This window comes from Cupriavidus taiwanensis (assembly GCF_900250075.1).
Lineage (GTDB): Bacteria > Pseudomonadota > Gammaproteobacteria > Burkholderiales > Burkholderiaceae > Cupriavidus > Cupriavidus taiwanensis_C.
In genome coordinates, this window is the sequence record NZ_LT977070.1 from 697102 (window position 1) to 714365 (window position 17264).

The 17264-nt window shown below is 69.7% G+C and carries 16 protein-coding genes; 4 read left to right on the plus strand and 12 right to left on the minus strand.

The window, feature by feature from the left end:
* Positions 1-8 precede the first annotated feature (8 nt).
* The 7 genes from CBM2588_RS03285 to ilvA form a co-directional block, all read right to left on the minus strand.
* Complete coding sequence (locus CBM2588_RS03285; protein WP_115681377.1) at positions 9-1493, minus strand: efflux transporter outer membrane subunit; 1485 nt, start codon at positions 1491-1493, stop codon at positions 9-11.
* A gap of 11 nt (positions 1494-1504) precedes the next feature.
* On the minus strand, positions 1505-2662 hold the full coding sequence (locus tag CBM2588_RS03290; RefSeq protein WP_115679336.1) for an ABC transporter permease: 1158 nt from the start codon (positions 2660-2662) through the stop codon (positions 1505-1507).
* On the minus strand, positions 2659-3618 hold the full coding sequence (locus tag CBM2588_RS03295) for an ABC transporter ATP-binding protein (protein ID WP_115679337.1): 960 nt from the start codon (positions 3616-3618) through the stop codon (positions 2659-2661). Before CBM2588_RS03295 ends, CBM2588_RS03290 begins: the two co-directional genes overlap by 4 nt.
* The gene (locus CBM2588_RS03300; protein WP_115679338.1) at positions 3615-4604 is read right to left on the minus strand and encodes an HlyD family secretion protein; all 990 of its coding nucleotides are present in this window, start codon (positions 4602-4604) and stop codon (positions 3615-3617) included. Before CBM2588_RS03300 ends, CBM2588_RS03295 begins: the two co-directional genes overlap by 4 nt.
* Positions 4601-5335, minus strand: coding sequence for a TetR/AcrR family transcriptional regulator (locus tag CBM2588_RS03305; RefSeq protein WP_115679339.1), 735 nt, complete (start codon positions 5333-5335; stop codon positions 4601-4603). Before CBM2588_RS03305 ends, CBM2588_RS03300 begins: the two co-directional genes overlap by 4 nt.
* Before the next feature lie 258 nt (positions 5336-5593).
* Entirely contained in the window at positions 5594-6427 is an 834-nt protein-coding gene (gene queF, locus CBM2588_RS03310; RefSeq protein WP_115679340.1) for an NADPH-dependent 7-cyano-7-deazaguanine reductase QueF, read from the minus strand.
* A 16-nt stretch (positions 6428-6443) separates the two neighbouring features.
* Complete coding sequence (gene ilvA / locus CBM2588_RS03315; protein ID WP_115679341.1) at positions 6444-7982, minus strand: threonine ammonia-lyase, biosynthetic; 1539 nt, start codon at positions 7980-7982, stop codon at positions 6444-6446.
* Positions 7983-8285: 303 nt separating this feature from the next.
* On the opposite strand from ilvA, the gene otsB reads away from it, so the two are divergent.
* The 4 genes from otsB (at position 8286) to CBM2588_RS03335 (ending at position 12835) form a co-directional block, all read left to right on the plus strand.
* Positions 8286-9092, plus strand: coding sequence for a trehalose-phosphatase (gene otsB / locus CBM2588_RS03320; RefSeq protein ID WP_115679342.1), 807 nt, complete (start codon positions 8286-8288; stop codon positions 9090-9092).
* 13 nt (positions 9093-9105) lie between these two features.
* A complete protein-coding gene (locus tag CBM2588_RS03325; RefSeq protein WP_115679343.1) occupies positions 9106-10971 on the plus strand; it encodes a glycoside hydrolase family 15 protein in 1866 nt (621 codons plus the stop codon).
* A gap of 84 nt (positions 10972-11055) precedes the next feature.
* Entirely contained in the window at positions 11056-12447 is a 1392-nt protein-coding gene (otsA, locus tag CBM2588_RS03330; protein WP_018008747.1) for an alpha,alpha-trehalose-phosphate synthase (UDP-forming), read from the plus strand.
* Between the two features lie 31 nt (positions 12448-12478).
* The gene (locus CBM2588_RS03335; RefSeq protein ID WP_115679344.1) at positions 12479-12835 is read left to right on the plus strand and encodes a 4a-hydroxytetrahydrobiopterin dehydratase; all 357 of its coding nucleotides are present in this window, start codon (positions 12479-12481) and stop codon (positions 12833-12835) included.
* Positions 12836-12852: 17 nt separating this feature from the next.
* On the opposite strand, the gene CBM2588_RS03340 is transcribed toward CBM2588_RS03335, so the two are convergent.
* The 5 genes from CBM2588_RS03340 to CBM2588_RS03360 are packed head-to-tail and all read right to left on the minus strand — an operon-like array spanning position 12853 to position 17201.
* Positions 12853-13458, minus strand: coding sequence for a nucleotidyltransferase family protein (locus tag CBM2588_RS03340; protein ID WP_115679345.1), 606 nt, complete (start codon positions 13456-13458; stop codon positions 12853-12855).
* Between the two features lie 19 nt (positions 13459-13477).
* On the minus strand, positions 13478-14515 hold the full coding sequence (locus CBM2588_RS03345) for an XdhC family protein (RefSeq protein ID WP_115679346.1): 1038 nt from the start codon (positions 14513-14515) through the stop codon (positions 13478-13480).
* On the minus strand, positions 14488-15054 hold the full coding sequence (locus CBM2588_RS03350) for a CoxG family protein (RefSeq protein WP_018008751.1): 567 nt from the start codon (positions 15052-15054) through the stop codon (positions 14488-14490). Before CBM2588_RS03350 ends, CBM2588_RS03345 begins: the two co-directional genes overlap by 28 nt.
* Positions 15045-16295 (minus strand): vWA domain-containing protein, encoded by a 1251-nt coding sequence (locus tag CBM2588_RS03355; protein WP_115679347.1) that lies wholly within the window; start codon positions 16293-16295, stop codon positions 15045-15047. The genes CBM2588_RS03350 and CBM2588_RS03355 overlap by 10 nt, the downstream gene beginning before the upstream one ends.
* Positions 16296-16304: 9 nt before the next feature.
* Positions 16305-17201 (minus strand): AAA family ATPase, encoded by an 897-nt coding sequence (locus CBM2588_RS03360; protein ID WP_115679348.1) that lies wholly within the window; start codon positions 17199-17201, stop codon positions 16305-16307.
* Positions 17202-17264: the final 63 nt, after the last annotated feature.

The following is a 17264-nucleotide window of genomic DNA, read 5'->3' on the forward strand; positions in this document are numbered from 1 at the left end:
TAGCACCGCTACCGGGGCGCTGCCGCCATCGCGGCTTCCTCTTCCCACCACCCACCCCCCAGCGCCTGCAGCAGCGCCGCCGAATCCGCCAGCCGGTCGGCGCGCGCCTGCGCCAGTTCCAGCGCGGCCTGGCGCGACTGCCGCTCGGCATCCAGCAGCACCAGCTGGCTGACGCCGCCGAGCCGGTACTGCTCCGACACCACCGCCAGCGTATCGCGCGCCTGGCGCGCGCTGTCGGCGCGTTCGCGCAGCGCGGCGGCGTCGGCCTCGAGCGCGCGCAGCGCGTCGGCGACATTCTGCAGGCCCTGCAGCACGGCTTGCCGGTACGCGGCCAGCGACTGCTCATACGCCGCTTCCGCCGCGCGCTTGCGCGCCTGCAGCTCGCCGCCGCGGAACACCGGCTGCACCAGGCCCGCGGCCAGGCTCCAGACGTTTAGGCTGCTGAACAGGTCGCGTGCCGCGGTGGCCTGAGTGCCGCCGCTGGCGCTCAGCGTGACCTGCGGATAGAGGTTGGCGGTGGCCACGCCGATATTGGCCGAGGCCTGGTGCAGCAGCGCCTCGGCCGCGCGGATATCGGGCCGGCGGCGCGCCAGCGTCGCGGGCAGGCTCACCGGCAGCGTGTCGGGCAGGTGCATGGCATCGAGATGGAATTCCGGCAGCGCGGCCGCGGCCGGGGTCTGGCCGGTGTAGACCGCGAGCTGGTGCCGGGTGGCATCGAGCTGGCGCTGCAGCGCCGGCACCAGCGCCTGGGTTTGCGCCAGCTCCGCGCGCCGGCGCTGCACCTCGACGCGCGCGACGCCGCCCGCGCGCAGGCGCGCCTCGGTGATGCCGAGCTGGCGCTGCTGCGCCGCCACCATCGCGGCGGTGTCGGCCAGCTGCGCGCGCAGGCCGGCTTCGCGGATGGCTGCGGTGGCGACGTTGGCGGCCAGCGCCAGGCGCGCGGCCTCGAGCTCGTAGCGCTGGTAGTCCACCACGGCCTGCAGGCCTTCCAGCTCGCGCCGCTGGCCGCCGAACAGATCCAGCGCGTACGAAACCTGCACCGTCGCGCCGTACAGCGTGAACGGGCCGGGGCTGGGGATGCCGGTGATGCCAAGCGACTGGAAATCGACCTGCTGGCGCGAGGTGTCCAGCTTCGCGTCGATGGCAGGCCAGCGCGTCGCGCCGGTGCGCGCGGCCAGGTTCTCCTGCGCTTCCAGCAGCCGCGCGCGGGCCTGCGCCAGCGTCGGGCTGGCCACCAGCGCGCCGCGGATGGTGGCATCCAGCGCCGGGCTGCGGAACAGCGTCCACCACTGCGCCGGGACGTCGGCGCCGGCCGCCAGCGTCTGCGCGTGGGCCTGGCCGGGGGCGTCGGCACTGTCCGCCGCGACGGTCGCAACCGGCTGCGGACCCGGCACGTAGCCGGCGTCGTCCGGCGGCGCGGGCACGCGGAAATCGGGCCCGACCGCGCAGCCGCACAGCAGCGCGGCGGCGAACAGGGATGTGAGTCGTTGCATGGCCAGCTCCTTCAATCGAGCGTGCGCCGGTAGAAGCGCACCGCGATCGCCATCACCACCACGATAAACACCGCCATCGGCCACAGATTGGGCCACAGCTCGAACCAGCCGTTGCCCTTGAGCAGGATGCCGCGCACCATGCGGTGGAAATAGGTCATCGGCAGGATGTTGCCGATCGCCTGCGCCCAGCCCGGCATGCCGGCAAACGGGAACATGAAGCCGGACAGCAGGATGTTGGGCAGGAAGTAGAAGAAGGTCAGCTGCATTGCCTGCAGCTGGTTCTGCGCCAGCGACGACAGCGTGATGCCTACCGTCAGGTTGGCCGCGATGAACAGCAGCGCCGCCAGGTATACCGCCAGCACCGAGCCGACGAACGGCACGCTGAAGATCCAGCGCGCGGCCAGCAGCACGATGGTCGACTGGATCAGGCCGATGAAGATATAGGGCACGATCTTGCCGGTCATCACCTCGAGCGGCCGCACCGGCGTGGCCAGCAGGTTCTCCATGGTGCCGCGCTCGCGTTCGCGCGTCATTGCCAGGCCGGTCATCATCACCATCGTCATCGTCAGGATCACGCCCATCAGGCCAGGGACGATGTTGTACTGGGTGATGCCTTCCGGATTGTAGAGCCGCTGCACCTGCACCTCGAAAGGCGGCCTGCCGCCAGCCAGCGGCGCCAGCGAGCCCTTCAGGTCATGCGTGGCCACGCTGTAGGGCAGTTGCGGCAGCGCGGCGATGGCCTGGCCGGTGGCGGAAGGGTCGGTGGCGTCGGCCTCGACCAGCAGCGCGGGCCGTTCGCCGCGCAGCAGCCGGCGCGTGAAGTCGGGCGGGATGGTCAGCACGAACTGCACCTCGCCTTTCATCAGCGCTTCGCGCCCGGCGCGCTCGTCGGGCAGCGTGCCGACCAGCTTGAAGTAGGTCGACTGTTCCATGCTGGCGATGAACGAGCGCGTGAACTCGCTCTGGTCGGCGGCGATCACCGCGGTCGGCAGCTGGCGCGGGTCGGTGTTGATGGCAAAGCCGAACAGCAGCAGCTGCATGATCGGCAGGCCGACGATCATGCCGAAGGTGACGCGGTCGCGCCGCAGCTGCAGGAATTCCTTCAGCACGATGCTCCACCAGCGTTGCAGCGAGAAGCGTGACGGCGTTGAAGAAGTGGCCGGCGTCATGACGCCTCCTTTTTCTTGCGCGCCATGTTGTCCTCGGCGCCGCTCATCATGTGGATGAACACGTCTTCCAGGCTGGTCTGGGCCTGCTCGACGCGCCGGCCCGGCCCGGCCAGTCGCGCCAGGGTGTCGCCCAGCGCCTGCGCATCGCGCCCGGTCACGTGCAGCGCGGTGCCGAACGCCACGGTCTGCTCCACGCCCGGCGCGCCCTGCAGCTGCGCCGACAGCGCCGCGAGATCGTCGCCTTCCACGCTCCAGGTCGACAGCTGCTGGCTTGCCACCACTTCATCGGCAGTGCCGTGCGCCAGCAGCCTGCCGTAGGCGATATAGGCCAGTTTGTGGCAGCGCTCGGCCTCATCCATGTAGTGCGTGCTGACCAGCACCGAGATGCCGCGCGCGGCCAGCCGGTGCAGCTGCTCCCAGAAGTCGCGCCGCGCCTTGGGATCGACGCCGGCGGTGGGTTCGTCGAGCAGCAGCAGCTCGGGCTCGTGCAGCAGGCAGGCCGCCAGCGCCAGGCGCTGCTTCCAGCCGCCCGACAGCGCGCCGGCCAGCTGCGCCGAGCGCGTGGCCAGGCCCAGGTCCTCGAGCGCGCGCTCCACGGCCTCGCGCCGGTTGGGCATGCCGTACACGCGCGCGACGAAGTCCAGGTTCTCGCGGATCGACAGGTCGTCCCAGTAGGAGAACTTCTGCGTCATGTAGCCGACGCGGCGCTTGATCTCGTCGGACTCGGTCAGGATGTCGTAGCCCAGGCAGGTGCCCGCGCCGGAGTCCGGCGTCAGCAGTCCGCACATCATGCGGATCGAGGTGGTCTTGCCGCTGCCGTTGGGGCCGAGGAAGCCGAAGATCTCGCCGCGCGCGACCTGCATGCTGAGGTCGTTGACGACATGCTTGTCGCCGAAGTGCTTGTTCAGCCCGCGCACGTCGATGGCGAGGCCGTTGCCGTTCGCGCTGGTGTTCATTGCCGCACCACTTCGACAGGCTGGCCCGGCCGCAGCTTGGGCGCGTCGGCGGCCGACGGGCGCGCCTCGACCAGGAACACCAGCTTGCGCCGGGTCTCGTTGCTGTAGATCACCGGCGGCGTGTACTCGGCCTCGTTGGCGACATAGCTGATGGTGGCGGCCACCGGCGCGGCGCAGCCGTCGCAGCGCACCTGCAGCGCCTGTCCGTTGCGCAGCGCGCCCACCACCGTTTCCGGCACGTAGAAGCGCACCTTGACGTTGCCCGGCGGCAGCATGCGCACCACCGGGCTGCCCGCCGGCACCCATTCGCCCAGTCGGTAGGGCACGTCGTAGACCAGCCCGGCTTGGGTGGCGGCCACGGTCTTGCGCGACAGCTTCCACTGTGCCTGCGCCAGCGCGGCGCGCGCGGCCGCCACCTGCGCGGCCTGCGCCGCCTGCTGCGCCTCGCGTCCCGGCAGGCGCGCCACGTCGATATCGCGCCGCAGCTCGCGCACGCGCGCGGCGTCGCTGCCGGCCTGCGCACGCGATTCGTCGAGCTGCGCCTGGGCGATGCCGCCGATCTCGTACTGGCGCTGGTCGCGACGCAAGGCCGCGGCGCTGCGCTCGGCCTGGGCCTGGGCCTGGGCCAGCTGGGCCCGGTTGACCTCGACTTCGAGCGGGCGCTTGCCGGTCTTCAGGTCCTGCAGCGTGGCTTCGGCCGCGCGCAGCTGGTCTTCGGCCTGCTGGCGTGCGGCGCGCTCGTCGTCGGCTTCGAGCGCGAACAGCGCCGCGCCCTGCGCGACCTGCTGGCCGCGCTGCACCGAGAGCGTGTCGAGGCGCCCGGCGAAGGGCGAGGCGACGCTGACGAATTCGCCTTCGACGTAGCCCTGCCAGCTATCGGTGCGCGCGTTGCCGCAAGCGGCGGCAAGCAGCGCGGCGCCGAGCAGGGCAGTGGCGCGCAGCGCTGTGCGCAGGCGCGGACGATGGATGGAAGCAGCGTGGTTCATGCGGACTCCGGAGAATGCCGGGCCGTGCGGCCCTTCCGTTTGGCGGCGTCTGCAAGCGTCTTCGGCTGCGCCGTTGCCGGCGCCGCGGACAGCCCATGCGTCAGCAGCGCCGTGACATGGCGCACCAGCGCGTCGGTATCGACCGCTTCCGCGCCGGGCAGCCGGCGCCAGATATGCGTGGTGGCCAGCGGCAGCAGCGTCAGCCCGACCAGCGACGGCACCACCAGCGCCGGTTCCAGGCCGGGGTTGAGCTGGCCGCGCGCAATCGCTGCCGCCAGCGGCGCCATCAGCGCGCCGGCACGTTCGAGCGCAAAGCGCTTGAGCACGCGCTCGCGCAGCGCGCCGTCGTCGCTGGCCACTTCGCGGATCCACAAGCCCGGAAACCAGGGGGCATCCGCGACGCCGCGGATCAGCCGGGTGGCGATGCCGACCAGCATCGCCAGCGGCTCGTCGTCGGGGTGGCCGCCGGCAAAGAAGCGGGCCACCAGCGGCTGCACTTTCTCTTCGATCACGGCGTCGAGCAGCAGGTCGCGGTCGCCGAAGTAGTAGTGCACCAGTGCCGGGGTAACGCCGGCCAGCGCCGCGATGGCCTTGACCGGCGTGCCGGGCACGCCCTGCCGCGAGAACAGTTCGGTGGCGGCATCGAGGATGCGCTCGCGCTGGCCGGGCTGGCCCGCCGGGCGGCCCGGGCTGCGCCTGGGGGGCTTGGGAGGGGCGGGTTTGCGGGGCATGGCGGCTGGCTCGGCGGAAAGGGGTGTTCAGCTAATATTAATTTTTGCGTTAATTAATTCAAGGACGGTTACAACTTGGACCCGCGCCAGGCCGTCCGCAGCGGCAATGTGCTTTTTGGGGGGATTTGGGGCGGTCGGCAAGCAACGTTGCCGCCGCACGTGGCGCAAGACGGTACCGTCTTGCGCGCGCGGGAGAGGGGAGAAAACCGGCGCGGTAGAGAACCTGCCGTCGCGAATTACCGAAGAGGCAACGCCGGCCTACTGCCGCGCATTCCTCTTGTTATCCGGCCACGCCGTATTGAAGTTGGTGCGGAACGGATTGATGTCCAGGCCCCCACGGCGCGTATAGCGCGCATACACCGCCAGCTTGACCGGCTTGCACTGGCGCATCACGTCCATGAAGATGCGCTCGACGCATTGCTCGTGGAACTCGTTGTGGTTGCGGAACGAGATCAGGTACTTGAGCAGGCCTTCCTGGTTGATCGGCGCGCCCACGTAGCGGATCTGCACGCTGCCCCAGTCCGGCTGGCCGGTCACCAGGCAGTTGGACTTGAGCAGTTGCGACACCAGCGTTTCTTCCACCGGCGTTTCTTCCTGGTCGGCGCTGAGCAGCTCCGGCGCGGGCTCGTAGCGGTCCACCTCGATGTCGAGGCGGTCGAGCAGCAGGCCGTCGAGTTCGCCCATCTTCTGCGTGCCGAGGTCGGCTTCGGTCACCAGCCGCACCTGCACGGTGCCGCCGGTGGCTTCGGACAGGTCGTGGTGCAGCAGCTGCTGCAGCGCTTCGGGCGAGGCAATCCGGGTCTGGTTGAACGAGTTCAGGTAGAGCTTGAACGACTTGGACTCGATGATGTTGGGCGTGTCCGACGGGATGATGAAGGTGGCCAGCGCCACCTGCGGCTTGCCCTTCAGGTTCAGCCACGACAGCTCGTACGCGTTCCAGATGTCGACGCCGAAGAACGGCACCGGCCTGCCCTCGGGCAGGCCGATCTCGGTGCGCTTGGGCTGGCGCGGGATCGGGAACAGCAGGGTGGCGTCGTACTCGGTCTTGTAGGCCGAGGGCTTGCCCAGCGGCGAGTGTTCGGGAAGGCTCATGGGGCGCTCGGCGGGATCAGGACAGGAACAGCTTGTACACCGGGTTGTCGGTCTCGTCCCAGTGTACGTAACCCAGCGTCGAAAGGAAGGCGCGGAAGGCGCGCTTCTCGTTCTTGGGGACCTGGATGCCGACCAGGATGTTGGAGGTGTCGGCGCCCTGGTTGCGGTAGTGGAACAGGCTGATGTTCCAGTTCGGGCTCATGCTCGACAGGAACTTCATCAGCGCGCCCGGGCGCTCCGGGAACTCGAAGCGATACAGCAGTTCGTCATGCGCCAGCGCCGAGCGCCCGCCCACCATGTAGCGGATATGCTGCTTGGCGAGTTCGTCATTGGACAGATCGAGCGTGTCGAAGCCATGCTTGCGGAAGCTGGCGGCGATCTTGTCGTTCTCGGCGCGGCTGGCGATCTGCACGCCGACGAAGATATGGGCCATGCTGGTGTCGGCGATGCGGTAGTTGAACTCGGTCACGTTGCGCGTGCCCACCAGCTCGCAGAAGCGCTTGAAGCTGCCGCGCTCTTCCGGGATGGTCACGGCGAACACGCCTTCGCGGGCCTCGCCCACCTCCGCGCGTTCGGCGACGAAGCGCAGGCGGTCGAAGTTCATGTTGGCGCCGCAGGCGATCGCCACCAGATGCTGGCCCTTGAGCTTCTCGCGCTCGGCGTACGCCTTCAGGCCCGCCACCGCCAGCGCGCCGGCCGGCTCGAGGATGCTGCGGGTGTCCTGGAACACGTCCTTCACGCCCGCGCAGATCGCGTCGGTATCGCACAGGATGATGTCGTCGACCAGTTCGCGCGTGACGCGGAAAGTCTCCTTGCCGACCAGCTTCACCGCGGTGCCGTCCGAGAACAGGCCCACTTCCTTCAGTTCGATGCGCTTGCCGGCATCGACCGAGCGCTTCATCGCGTCAGAATCGACCGTCTGCACGCCGATGACCTTGATCTCGGGGCGCACCGCCTTGATGTACGCGGCGACGCCGGAGATCAGCCCGCCGCCGCCGATGGCGACGAACACGGCATGGATCGGGCCCGGGTGCTGGCGCAGGATTTCCATGGCGATGGTGCCCTGGCCGGCGATCACCTCGGGGTCGTCGAACGGGTGGATGAAGGTCAGCTTGTGCTTCTTCTCCAGCACCGCGGCGTGGTTGTAGGCGTCGCTGTAGGACTCGCCGTGCAGCACGATCTCGACCCACTGGCCGCCGCGCTCGCGCACGGCGTCGATCTTCACCTGCGGCGTGGTCACCGGCATGGCGATGATGGCCTTGCATTGCAGCCGGGCCGCGGCCAGCGCCACGCCCTGCGCGTGGTTGCCGGCCGATGCGGCGATCACGCCGCGCTTGAGCTCTTCCGGCGACAGCGACGCCATCTTGTTGTACGCGCCGCGCAGCTTGAAGGAGAAGACCGGCTGGGTATCCTCGCGCTTGAACCAGACCGAGTTGCCGGTGCGGGCCGACAGCTGGTGCGCGTAGGTCAGTTCGGTCTCCTGCGCCACGTCATAGACCTTGGCGGTCAGGATCTTCTTCAGGTAATCGGGTCGGGCGGCGGACTGGCGGGTCATGGTCTCGGGGCTGGCCGGCGCGCGCCATTGACGCGCAAAAAAGCCGGGAAATTCTGGCGGAAACCGTCAATGATAAAGGATGCCGGCTTGCCGCACCCGGCCGGGGCGGCGCAGTCGCCGCCTGGCGGCAGGGCCGCGACGCGAGCGCCGTGACGGCGGAGTGGATCGGCATTCACTCTGCGCCGGGTTCAGGCGGCCCGCCAGGCCGCCGCCGGGACTTGCATCGGCCCCGGGTTGCGCTTGCGCCATGTAGGACGGCGCCCGGTGGACGCCGGGCAAAACGACGTGTTACGGTTTAACGCGATGCCACAGCTACCGCTAATCGAACCCAATACCGCCCTGTTTCTCGACTTCGACGGCACGCTGGCCGACCTGGCCCCGCGGCCCGAACTGGTGCAGGTCGAACCAGAACTGGTCGGCACGCTGCGCACGCTGTACCAGCGGCTGGACGGCGCGCTGGCCGTCATCTCCGGGCGGCCGATCATCGAACTCGACCACTTCCTGCAGCCCCTGCAATTGCCCGCGGCCGGCATCCACGGCGCCGAATTCCGCACCGACGGCGGCATGGTGTCCAAGACCGACGCCCCCGGGCTCGAACCGCTGATCCCCCACCTGGAAGCGCTGGTGCGCGCCTACCCGGCGCTGCGGCTGGAGCGCAAGTCGGTCGCGGTCGCGATCCACTACCGGCAGGCGCCCGAGCTGGCCGGCATCGTCGATGCCGCGGTCACTGACGTATTGCGCCATGCCGTCGGCCTGGAAGCGCTGCCGGGCAAGATGGTGGTCGAGATCAAGCCGGCCGGCGTCGACAAGGGCGATGCCATCGCGGCCTTCATGAAGGCCCCGCCCTTTGCCCAGCGCGTGCCGCTGTTTGCCGGCGACGACATGACCGACGAACCCGGCTTCGCCGCGGTGCGCAAGCTGGGCGGCCTGGGCGTGCTGGTGGGCCAGCGCGAGACCGTCGCCGCGGTGAGCGTGCCAGGCCCGGCAGCGCTGCGCAGCTGGCTGCACCGCTCGGCGCATGCGCTGGCGTCATCGGCCAGTGCCGGCGCACCGCGCGCCGTGCCCAACGAGGCCGGGCCGGGCCCGGGCCGGGGCTCAACGACATCGTAAGGGAGAACCCGCCGTGACCAACCCGAGCAGCCCGGCGGAGCTGGGCAAGCCGCCGACCGAAGGCGTTAACCGCACCGTGGACGGCGGCACCCGCTTCGCCAATCCGTCGCTGTCGCTTGGCATGATCGGCAACTGCGCCATCTCGGCGCTGGTCGATTGCCGCGGCCGCATCGTCTGGTCCTGCCTGCCGCGCTTCGACGGCGACCCGGTGTTCAATGCCCTGCTGGACCCGAGCGAGAACGCCGGCCATTTCTCGATCGAGATCGAGGACTTCCATTCGTCGCGGCAGTGGTATGAGCCCAATACCGCGGTGCTGCGCACGCGGCTGACGGACATCCACGGCAACTGCCTGGAGATCACCGACTTCGCCCCGCGCTTTTTCCGGCTGGGGCGCTATTTCCGGCCGACCACGCTGATTCGCCGCATCCGCCCGGTGCGCGGCGCGCCGCGCGTGCGCGTGGTGGTGGCGCCGCGCTTCGAATGGGGCCGCAAGGCGCCGCAGATCACGCGCGGCAGCAGCCACGTGCGCTACATCGGCGACGACATGACCCTGCGCATGACCACCGACGCGCCGCTTGCCTACGTGCTGTCGCATACGCCGTTCCTGGTCACGCGCGGGCATAACTTCATCCTGGGCCCGGACGAGACCCTGGCGCACGGCGTGGAAGAGACGGCGCGCGATTTCGAGCAGGAAACCACCGCCTACTGGCGGCTGTGGAGCCGCCGGCTGGCGGTGCCGCGCGAATGGCAGGACGCGGTGATTCGCGCCGCGATCACGCTGAAGATGTCGCTGTACGAAGAGACCGGCGCCATCGTCGCGGCCATGACCACCAGCATTCCGGAAGCGCCGGGCAGCGGCCGCAACTGGGACTACCGCTTCTGCTGGCTGCGCGATGCCTTCTTCGTGGTGCGCGCGCTCAACAGCCTGTCCGAGGTCGGCACCATGGAGGACTACCTGCGCTGGCTCTCCAACGTGGTGATGCAGTCGCAGGACGGCCATATCCAGCCGCTGTACGGCATCGGCCTGGAGCGCGAACTGCCCGAGAGCATGCTCGACCACCTGCCCGGCTACCGCGGCATGGGGCCGGTGCGGGTAGGCAACCAGGCGCAGGAGCACTTCCAGCACGACGTCTATGGCAATGTGGTGCTGGGCGCGGCGCAGGCCTTCCATGACCACCGGCTGCTGCATCGCGGCGGCGCGGCCGAGTTCGGCCGCCTCGAAGCGGTGGGCGAGCAGGCGGTGCGGGTATTCGGCACGCCCGACGCCGGCATGTGGGAGCTGCGCACGCGGGCGCGCGTGCATACCTCGTCGGCGCTGATGAGCTGGGCCGCCTGCGACCGGCTCGCCAAGGTGGCCGAAAAACTGGTGCTGCCCGAGCGCGCCGCCTACTGGCACGGCCACGCCGATCGCATGAAGGAACGCATCCTGGCCGAGTCGTGGAGCGAATCGCGCCAGGCCTTCGCCGAAAGCTTCGGCGGGCGCGAGCTTGACGCCAGCGTGCTGCTGATGGCCGAGGTCAACTTCATCGACCCGCGCGACCCGCGCTTCATCGCCACCGTCAAGGCGCTTGAGACCTCGCTGTGCGATGGCCCCTACATGCGCCGCTACGAGGCCCCGGACGATTTCGGCAAGCCCGAGACCGCCTTCAATATCTGCACCTTCTGGCGCATCGACGCGCTGGCTCGCATCGGCCGCCGCGACCAGGCGCGCGAAATCTTCGAGGCCATGCTGGCCGCGCGCAACCCGCTCGGACTGCTGTCCGAGGATACCCATCCGGTGACCGGCGAGATGTGGGGCAATTTCCCGCAGACCTATTCGATGGTCGGGCTGATCAATGGCGCCATGCGGCTGTCGGCGCCGTGGGATACGGTGATCTGAGCGGCGATGAACGAGTGGGGGGGCGGCATCCGCGCACGGCATGCAGTGCCGGCACCAAGAACAAGGAACTGAAGAAAAACATCTATGCCAAGACTTGTAGCGGTATCCAACCGGGTCGCAGATCCCCGCAACGTCGCCGCGGGCGGCCTGGCCGTCGCGCTGTCCGAGGCCCTGCGGCAAACCGGCGGCCTGTGGTTCGGCTGGAGCGGCAAGGCGCTGGAAACCGCCCAGGGTGGCACCCCCGGCGAAGGCGACCTGCACCTGCAGCAGGCCGGCAACGTCACGCTGGCCACCGTCGACCTGAGCCGCGAGGACCACGACGCCTACTACCTGGGCTACAGCAACGGCGTGCTGTGGCCGGTGTTCCACTACCGGCTCGACCTGGCCGATTTCGATTCCAACTTCCTCAACGGCTACCGGCGCGTGAACCAGCTGTTCGCGCGCAAGCTGGCGCCGCTGCTGCAGCCCGACGACATCATCTGGATCCATGACTACCACCTGATCCCGCTGGCGTCGGAACTGCGGGCGATCGGCTGCGGGCAGAAGATCGGCTTCTTCCTGCACGTGCCGCTGCCGCCGCCGCTGATCCTTGCCGCGATCCCGCAGCACGAGTGGCTGATGCGCGCGCTGTTTGCCTACGACCTGCTCGGCTTCCAGAGCCATGCCGACGTCGAGCATTTCTCGCGCTACGTGCAGGCCGAAGCGCAGGCCGAGCCGATGGGCGAGCATCGCTACCGCGCCTTCCACCGCACGGTGCGGGCGCAGGCGTTCCCGATCGGCATCGACGTCGACGAGTTCATGGAACTGGGGCGCGGCGAGGAAGCGCAGGAAACCTACGAGATGATGTGCGCGCAATATGCGCGCCGGCGGCTGCTGCTGGGTATCGACCGGCTCGACTATTCCAAGGGCCTGCCGCAGCGGCTCAAGGCGTTCTACCGGCTGCTGGCCGAGTATCCCGAGAACCGCTCGAGCGCGACGCTGGTGCAGATTGCCGCGCCTTCGCGCGAATCGGTCGACGCCTATGTCGACCTGCGCCGCGAGATGGAACAGCTGAGCGGCTCGATCAACGGCGAATTCGGCGAGCTGGACTGGATGCCGGTGCGCTATATCCACCGCACGACCGCGCGCAAGCGGCTGCCCGGCTTGTGCCGCGCCAGCCGCGTGGCGCTGGTGACGCCGCTGCGCGACGGCATGAACCTGGTGGCCAAGGAATTCATCGCGGCCCAGGATCCCGAGGATCCGGGCGTGCTGGTGCTGTCGCGCTTTGCCGGCGCCGCCGAGCAGCTGCGCGAGGCGCTGCTGGTCAATCCCTATGACACGCGCGCCACCGCGCAGGCGATCCAGCAGGCGCTGCACATGCCGCTGGCCGAGCGCCAGCAGCGCCACCAGAAACTGCTGGAGCGCATCCGCGCGCAGGATGTGCACTGGTGGAGCCGTGAATACCTGCGCGCATTGACCGAGACCGAAGGCGCATAGAGTCGGCGCGTTCCGGTCGGGGAGCAAGACCATGAGCGAAGAAAACCTGGCTGCGCAATCGTGCACGCCTTGCCGCGGCGGCGTGCCGCCGCTGACGCCCGACGAGGCCGAGGCCCTGCTGCAGCAGGCGCCAGGCTGGGAACTGGCCGATGGCGCGACGCGGCTCGAGCGGCGTTTCAGCTTCGGCAATTTCGCGCAGGCGCTGGCCTTCGTGACCGGCGTCGGCCAGCTGGCCGAGGCGCAGGGGCATCATCCCGAGATCAGCTTCGGCTGGGGACATGCGACGGTGTCTTGGCGCACGAAGAAGATCAAGGGCCTGCACCGCAATGATTTCATCATGGCGGTGAAGACCAGCGAACTGGCCGAAGCGCAGCAGGGCGGCGGCTGAGCCGGCTTGCTTCCGTCTCAGCGCAGATCCGCCGGCGTATCGATATCCCGGAACGCGCCCTCGTCCTCGGTCAGGATCCGCGTCACCGGCTTGTCCTTCAGCAGCGCGCGCGCGCCTTCGTCGCCGTCCAGCGCCAGGAGGGCCTCGCGCCAGGCCGCGCCAAAGCCCACTGGATGGCCCCGCTGGCCGTTGCGCCACGGCGCGGCGATGGTGTCGGGTGTGGTGATGGTCAGCGCCACCGCGCGGATCAGTTCCATCGGCAGCCAAGGCATGTCGGCCAGCGCCACGACCCAGCCGCGCGCTTCGGGCGTTGCCGCCACGGCGGCACGCAGCGCCGCGCCCATGCCGGCTTCGGCCTCGGGCGCTTCCAGCACCCGGCAGCCGCCGCGGCGCAGTTCTTCCGCCAGCGCCGGGTTGCCGGGGCGGATCACGGCAATCGATTCGGGCAGCGCCGCTGCCAGCGTGCGGGCGCTGCGCCAGGCGACGGAGCGTCCGCCGGGCAGCAGCTCCAGCAGCTTGTTGCGCTGGCCGGCGGCATCGAAGCGGCGGCCGAAGCCCGCGGCCAGCAGGATGCCGGTGGGCAGGTCGGTGCGGAGCAGGGGAGCGTTGGGGGCGGCGGTCATGGCGGCACTCGCGGGGTCGTCAGGCAGGATCGGGCGCCACGTCGCAGCTGCTGCCGGAGCTGGCAGCCATTTCGCGCGCGGCCTTGGCGCCTTCCACCTGCAGGATGTCGGGCAGCGAGACGTGGTTCTTGGCCGCGATCACCTCGGCCAGGATCGAGATCGCGATCTCCGGCGGCGTGCGGCTGCCGATATAGATGCCCACCGGGCCGTGCAGCCGTGCCAGCTGCAGCTCGGTCAGGTCGAACTCCTTGAGCCGTTCGCGGCGCGCCTGGTTGTTGCGGCGCGACCCCAGCGCACCCACATAGAAGGCGCGGGTGCGCAGCGCTTCCATCAGCGCCAGGTCGTCCAGCTTGGGGTCGTGCGTCAGCGCGATCACGGCGCAGCGCTCGTCCAGCTTCATGTCGGTGACGGTGTCGTCCGGCATGGTGCGTACCATGGTGACGCCGGGGATGTCCCAGGTCTCGGTGTATTCCTCGCGCGGGTCGCACACGGTGACCTGGAAGCCCAGGCCGACCGCGATCTGGCACAGGTACTTGGACAGCTGCCCGGCGCCGATCACCAGCATGCGGTAGCGCGGGCCGTGGATGGTGAGCAGGGTCTTGCCGTCGAACGCCAGCCCGTCGGTGGCATTGGCCGGGCCCAGCGTGGCCACGCCCGTGGCCATGTCCAGCGTGCGCGCGACCAGCCGGCCGTTCTCCACGGCATCGAGCAGTTCGGCAATGCCGCTGGCCGGCTTGAGCGGCTCGGCGACCAGCTCGATGGTGCCGCCGCACGGCAGGCCAAAGCGGTGCGCTTCCTCGGCGCTGATGCCGTACTTGATCGCTTCGGGCCGGTCCGAGGTGATGCCTTGGCGGCGCACGCGGTCGATGATGTCGTCCTCGATGCAGCCGCCCGAGACCGAACCGACCACCAGGCCGTCGTCGCGCACGGCCAGCATCGCACCCTCGGGCCGGGGCGACGATCCCCAGGTCCGCACTACCGTCACCAGCAGCACGCGGTGGCCTTGCTGCTGCCACTGCACGCTGTTCTTCAGGACTTCGAGATCCACGCTGTCCATGATCGTTTCCGCTTCGCTTGTTCTGTCGGTTCGTTATCGGAGTTGTCGCCGGCGGCTGCGGCGGGGGCGCCCTCGGCCGCTGGCGTGCTGTCTGTGGCGTCAGGGGTGACGGCCTCGGTGAAGCGCGCAAAGAAGGTGTCAGCCATCTTGCGTGCCGCGGCGTCCACCAGCCGCGAGCCGATCTGGGCGATCTTGCCCCCCACCTGGGCGTTGACGGTATAGGTCAGGACAGTTTCATCGCCGTCTGGTTCCAGCCGCACCCGGGCGCTGCCCTTGCCGAAGCCCGCCGCGCCACCCTGGCCGTCGAAACGGATGGTGTAGCTGTCGGGCGCCTGGATGTCTTCCAGCGCCATGCGGCCTTTGAAGCGCGCCTTGACCGGGCCCACCGCGGCCGTCATCGCCAGCAGGTAGGCGTGGTCGCCGTCGGGCTCGATACTCTCACATCCCGGGATGCATTGCTTGAGCAGCTCGGTGTCGTTGAGCGCTTCCCATGCCACCTGCTGCGGGACCGGCAGGCGCTGGCTCTGGTTCATTTCCATGGCGGGGTTTCCTTTCTTGGCGGGTTGGGGGCGCCGGCCCGCGCGGGCCCGCCCTGGTCGGACAGCAGGGATTCGAGTGCCAGCAGGCTATCCAGGTTGTGCGCGGGGCGCAGCGCATCGACATGCGGCAGGATCGCCTGCACGCCGCGCGCCTGCGGCGCGAATCCAGGGTAGCGCAGCAGCGGGTTGAGCCAGACGATGCGATGGGCAAAGCGGCGCAAGCGAGCCATTTCGTCGCCGAGCAGGTCGATATGCTCGTGGTCGAGCCCGTCGGTGACCAGCAGCACGGTGGCGCGGCCGGACAGCGTGCGGCGCGCCCAGTGGCGGTTGAAGCTCGCCAGCGCGGCGCCGATGCGGGTGCCGCCGGCCCAGTCGCGCACCTGGCTTGTAATCACGGCGACGGCTTCGTCGGGGTCGCGTTCGCGCAGCGAGCGGGTGATATTGGTCAGCCGCGTACCGAACAGGAACACCGACAGCCGCTCGCGCGACTGCATCAGCGCGTGGCAGAAGTACAGCACCGCGCGCGAGTACTGGCTCATCGAGCCGGAGATGTCGAGCAGCAGCACCAGCGGCGGCTTGCGCTCGGCGTGCCTGCGGAATTTCCAGCGCAGCCACTCACCGTGCTGGCGCACCGCCAGGCGCGCGCTGGCGCGCAGGTCGGCGTGCGTGCCGCAGGTGGCGGCGCGCAGCCGGCGCGTGCGCTGCAGCGCAAGGTGGGTGCGGCGGGTGCGTACCAGATGTTGCAGCGCGCGCCATTCCTGCGCGCTCAGCGTTTCGAAATCGCGCTGCGCCAGGCGTTCCTGGTCGGAGAAGGTCAGCGGCACGTGGATGCGCTCCGCCTCGGTCTGCGCCGGGCGCGACGGCATTTCCGGCTGGCGCGCGGCCAGCGCATCGGCCAGCCGGTTGCTGCGCTTCGGCGGCGGCGCGCCCGCGTCGACACGCGGCAGCAGCAGCGCGCGCAGCTTGCCTTCCCAGTCAGGGTCGCGCCAGAACAGGTCGAAGGCGGCGTCGAACAGCGGCCGCTGGTCGGGGCCGGACAGCACCAGCGCCGCCAGCGCGGCGCGCACGTCGTCGCGCCGGCCGATGTCGAGCAGGCGCAGCGCGGCCAGTGCATCGACCGCGTGCGCCGGCGACAAGGCAAAGCCGCCGTCGCGCAGCAGCCGCATGAAATGGGTGACGTTGCGCGCCAGCACCGGCAGTCCTGCATGCGGACCGCCGCTGCGCGCCGCGGCGTGCAGCATGGGCACGGTTCAGCCTCCCGGCGCGGCGCCGGCCAGCAGTTCCGCCACGGTGGGGCCGTCGACGCGCGCCAGGTCGTCCTGGTATTTGAGCAGCACGCCCAGCGTGTCGCGCACCGATTGCGGGTCGAGCTCGGTTACACCCAGGGCCGCCAGCGCGCGGCACCAGTCGATGGCCTCGGCGATGCCGGGCGCCTTGAACAGGTCGATGCCGCGCAGCCGGTGCACGAAGTCGATGGCTTGCGCCTGCAGCGCGGCGGCGGCCTCGGGCGCGCGCGCGGCGACGATCTGCAGTTCACGGTCGCGGTCGGGATAGCCAACCCACTGGTACAGGCAGCGGCGCTTGAGCGCGTCATGGACCTCGCGCGTGCGGTTGGAGGTGATCACGATCAGCGGCGGGCGCTCGGCCCGGATCACGCCGATCTCGGGGATCGACACCTGGAATTCGGACAGCACCTCGAGCAGGAAGGCTTCGAACGGTTCGTCGGCGCGGTCGATCTCGTCGATCAGCAGCACGCGCGGCACGCCCGGGGCGGCGGGATCGGGCAGCAGCGACTCCAGCAGCGGGCGCTTGAGCAGGTAGTCGTCGTGGTACAGCGATTGCGCCTCGGGCCGCTCGCCGCGGGCTTCGGCCAGCCGCAGGGCCATGATCTGGCGCGGGTAGTCCCATTCGTACAGGGCGCTGGCCGCGTCGAGTCCCTCATAGCACTGCAGCCGCAGCAGGCGCGTGCCGAGCACGCCCGCCATGGCTTGCGCCAGTGCGGTCTTGCCGACGCCGGGCTCGCCTTCGAGGAACAGCGGGCGCTGCATGCGCAGCGCGAGGTAGAGCACCGTGGCGGTTTCGCGGTCGGCGAAATATTGCTGGTGTTCGAGCTGGGCGAGGGTTTGGTCGATGGAGGCGGGAAGCATGAAGCGTTCTGTTTGCCGACGCGCCTCGCACGCCAGCGGTTTTGCTCCCCTCTCTCGCCTGGC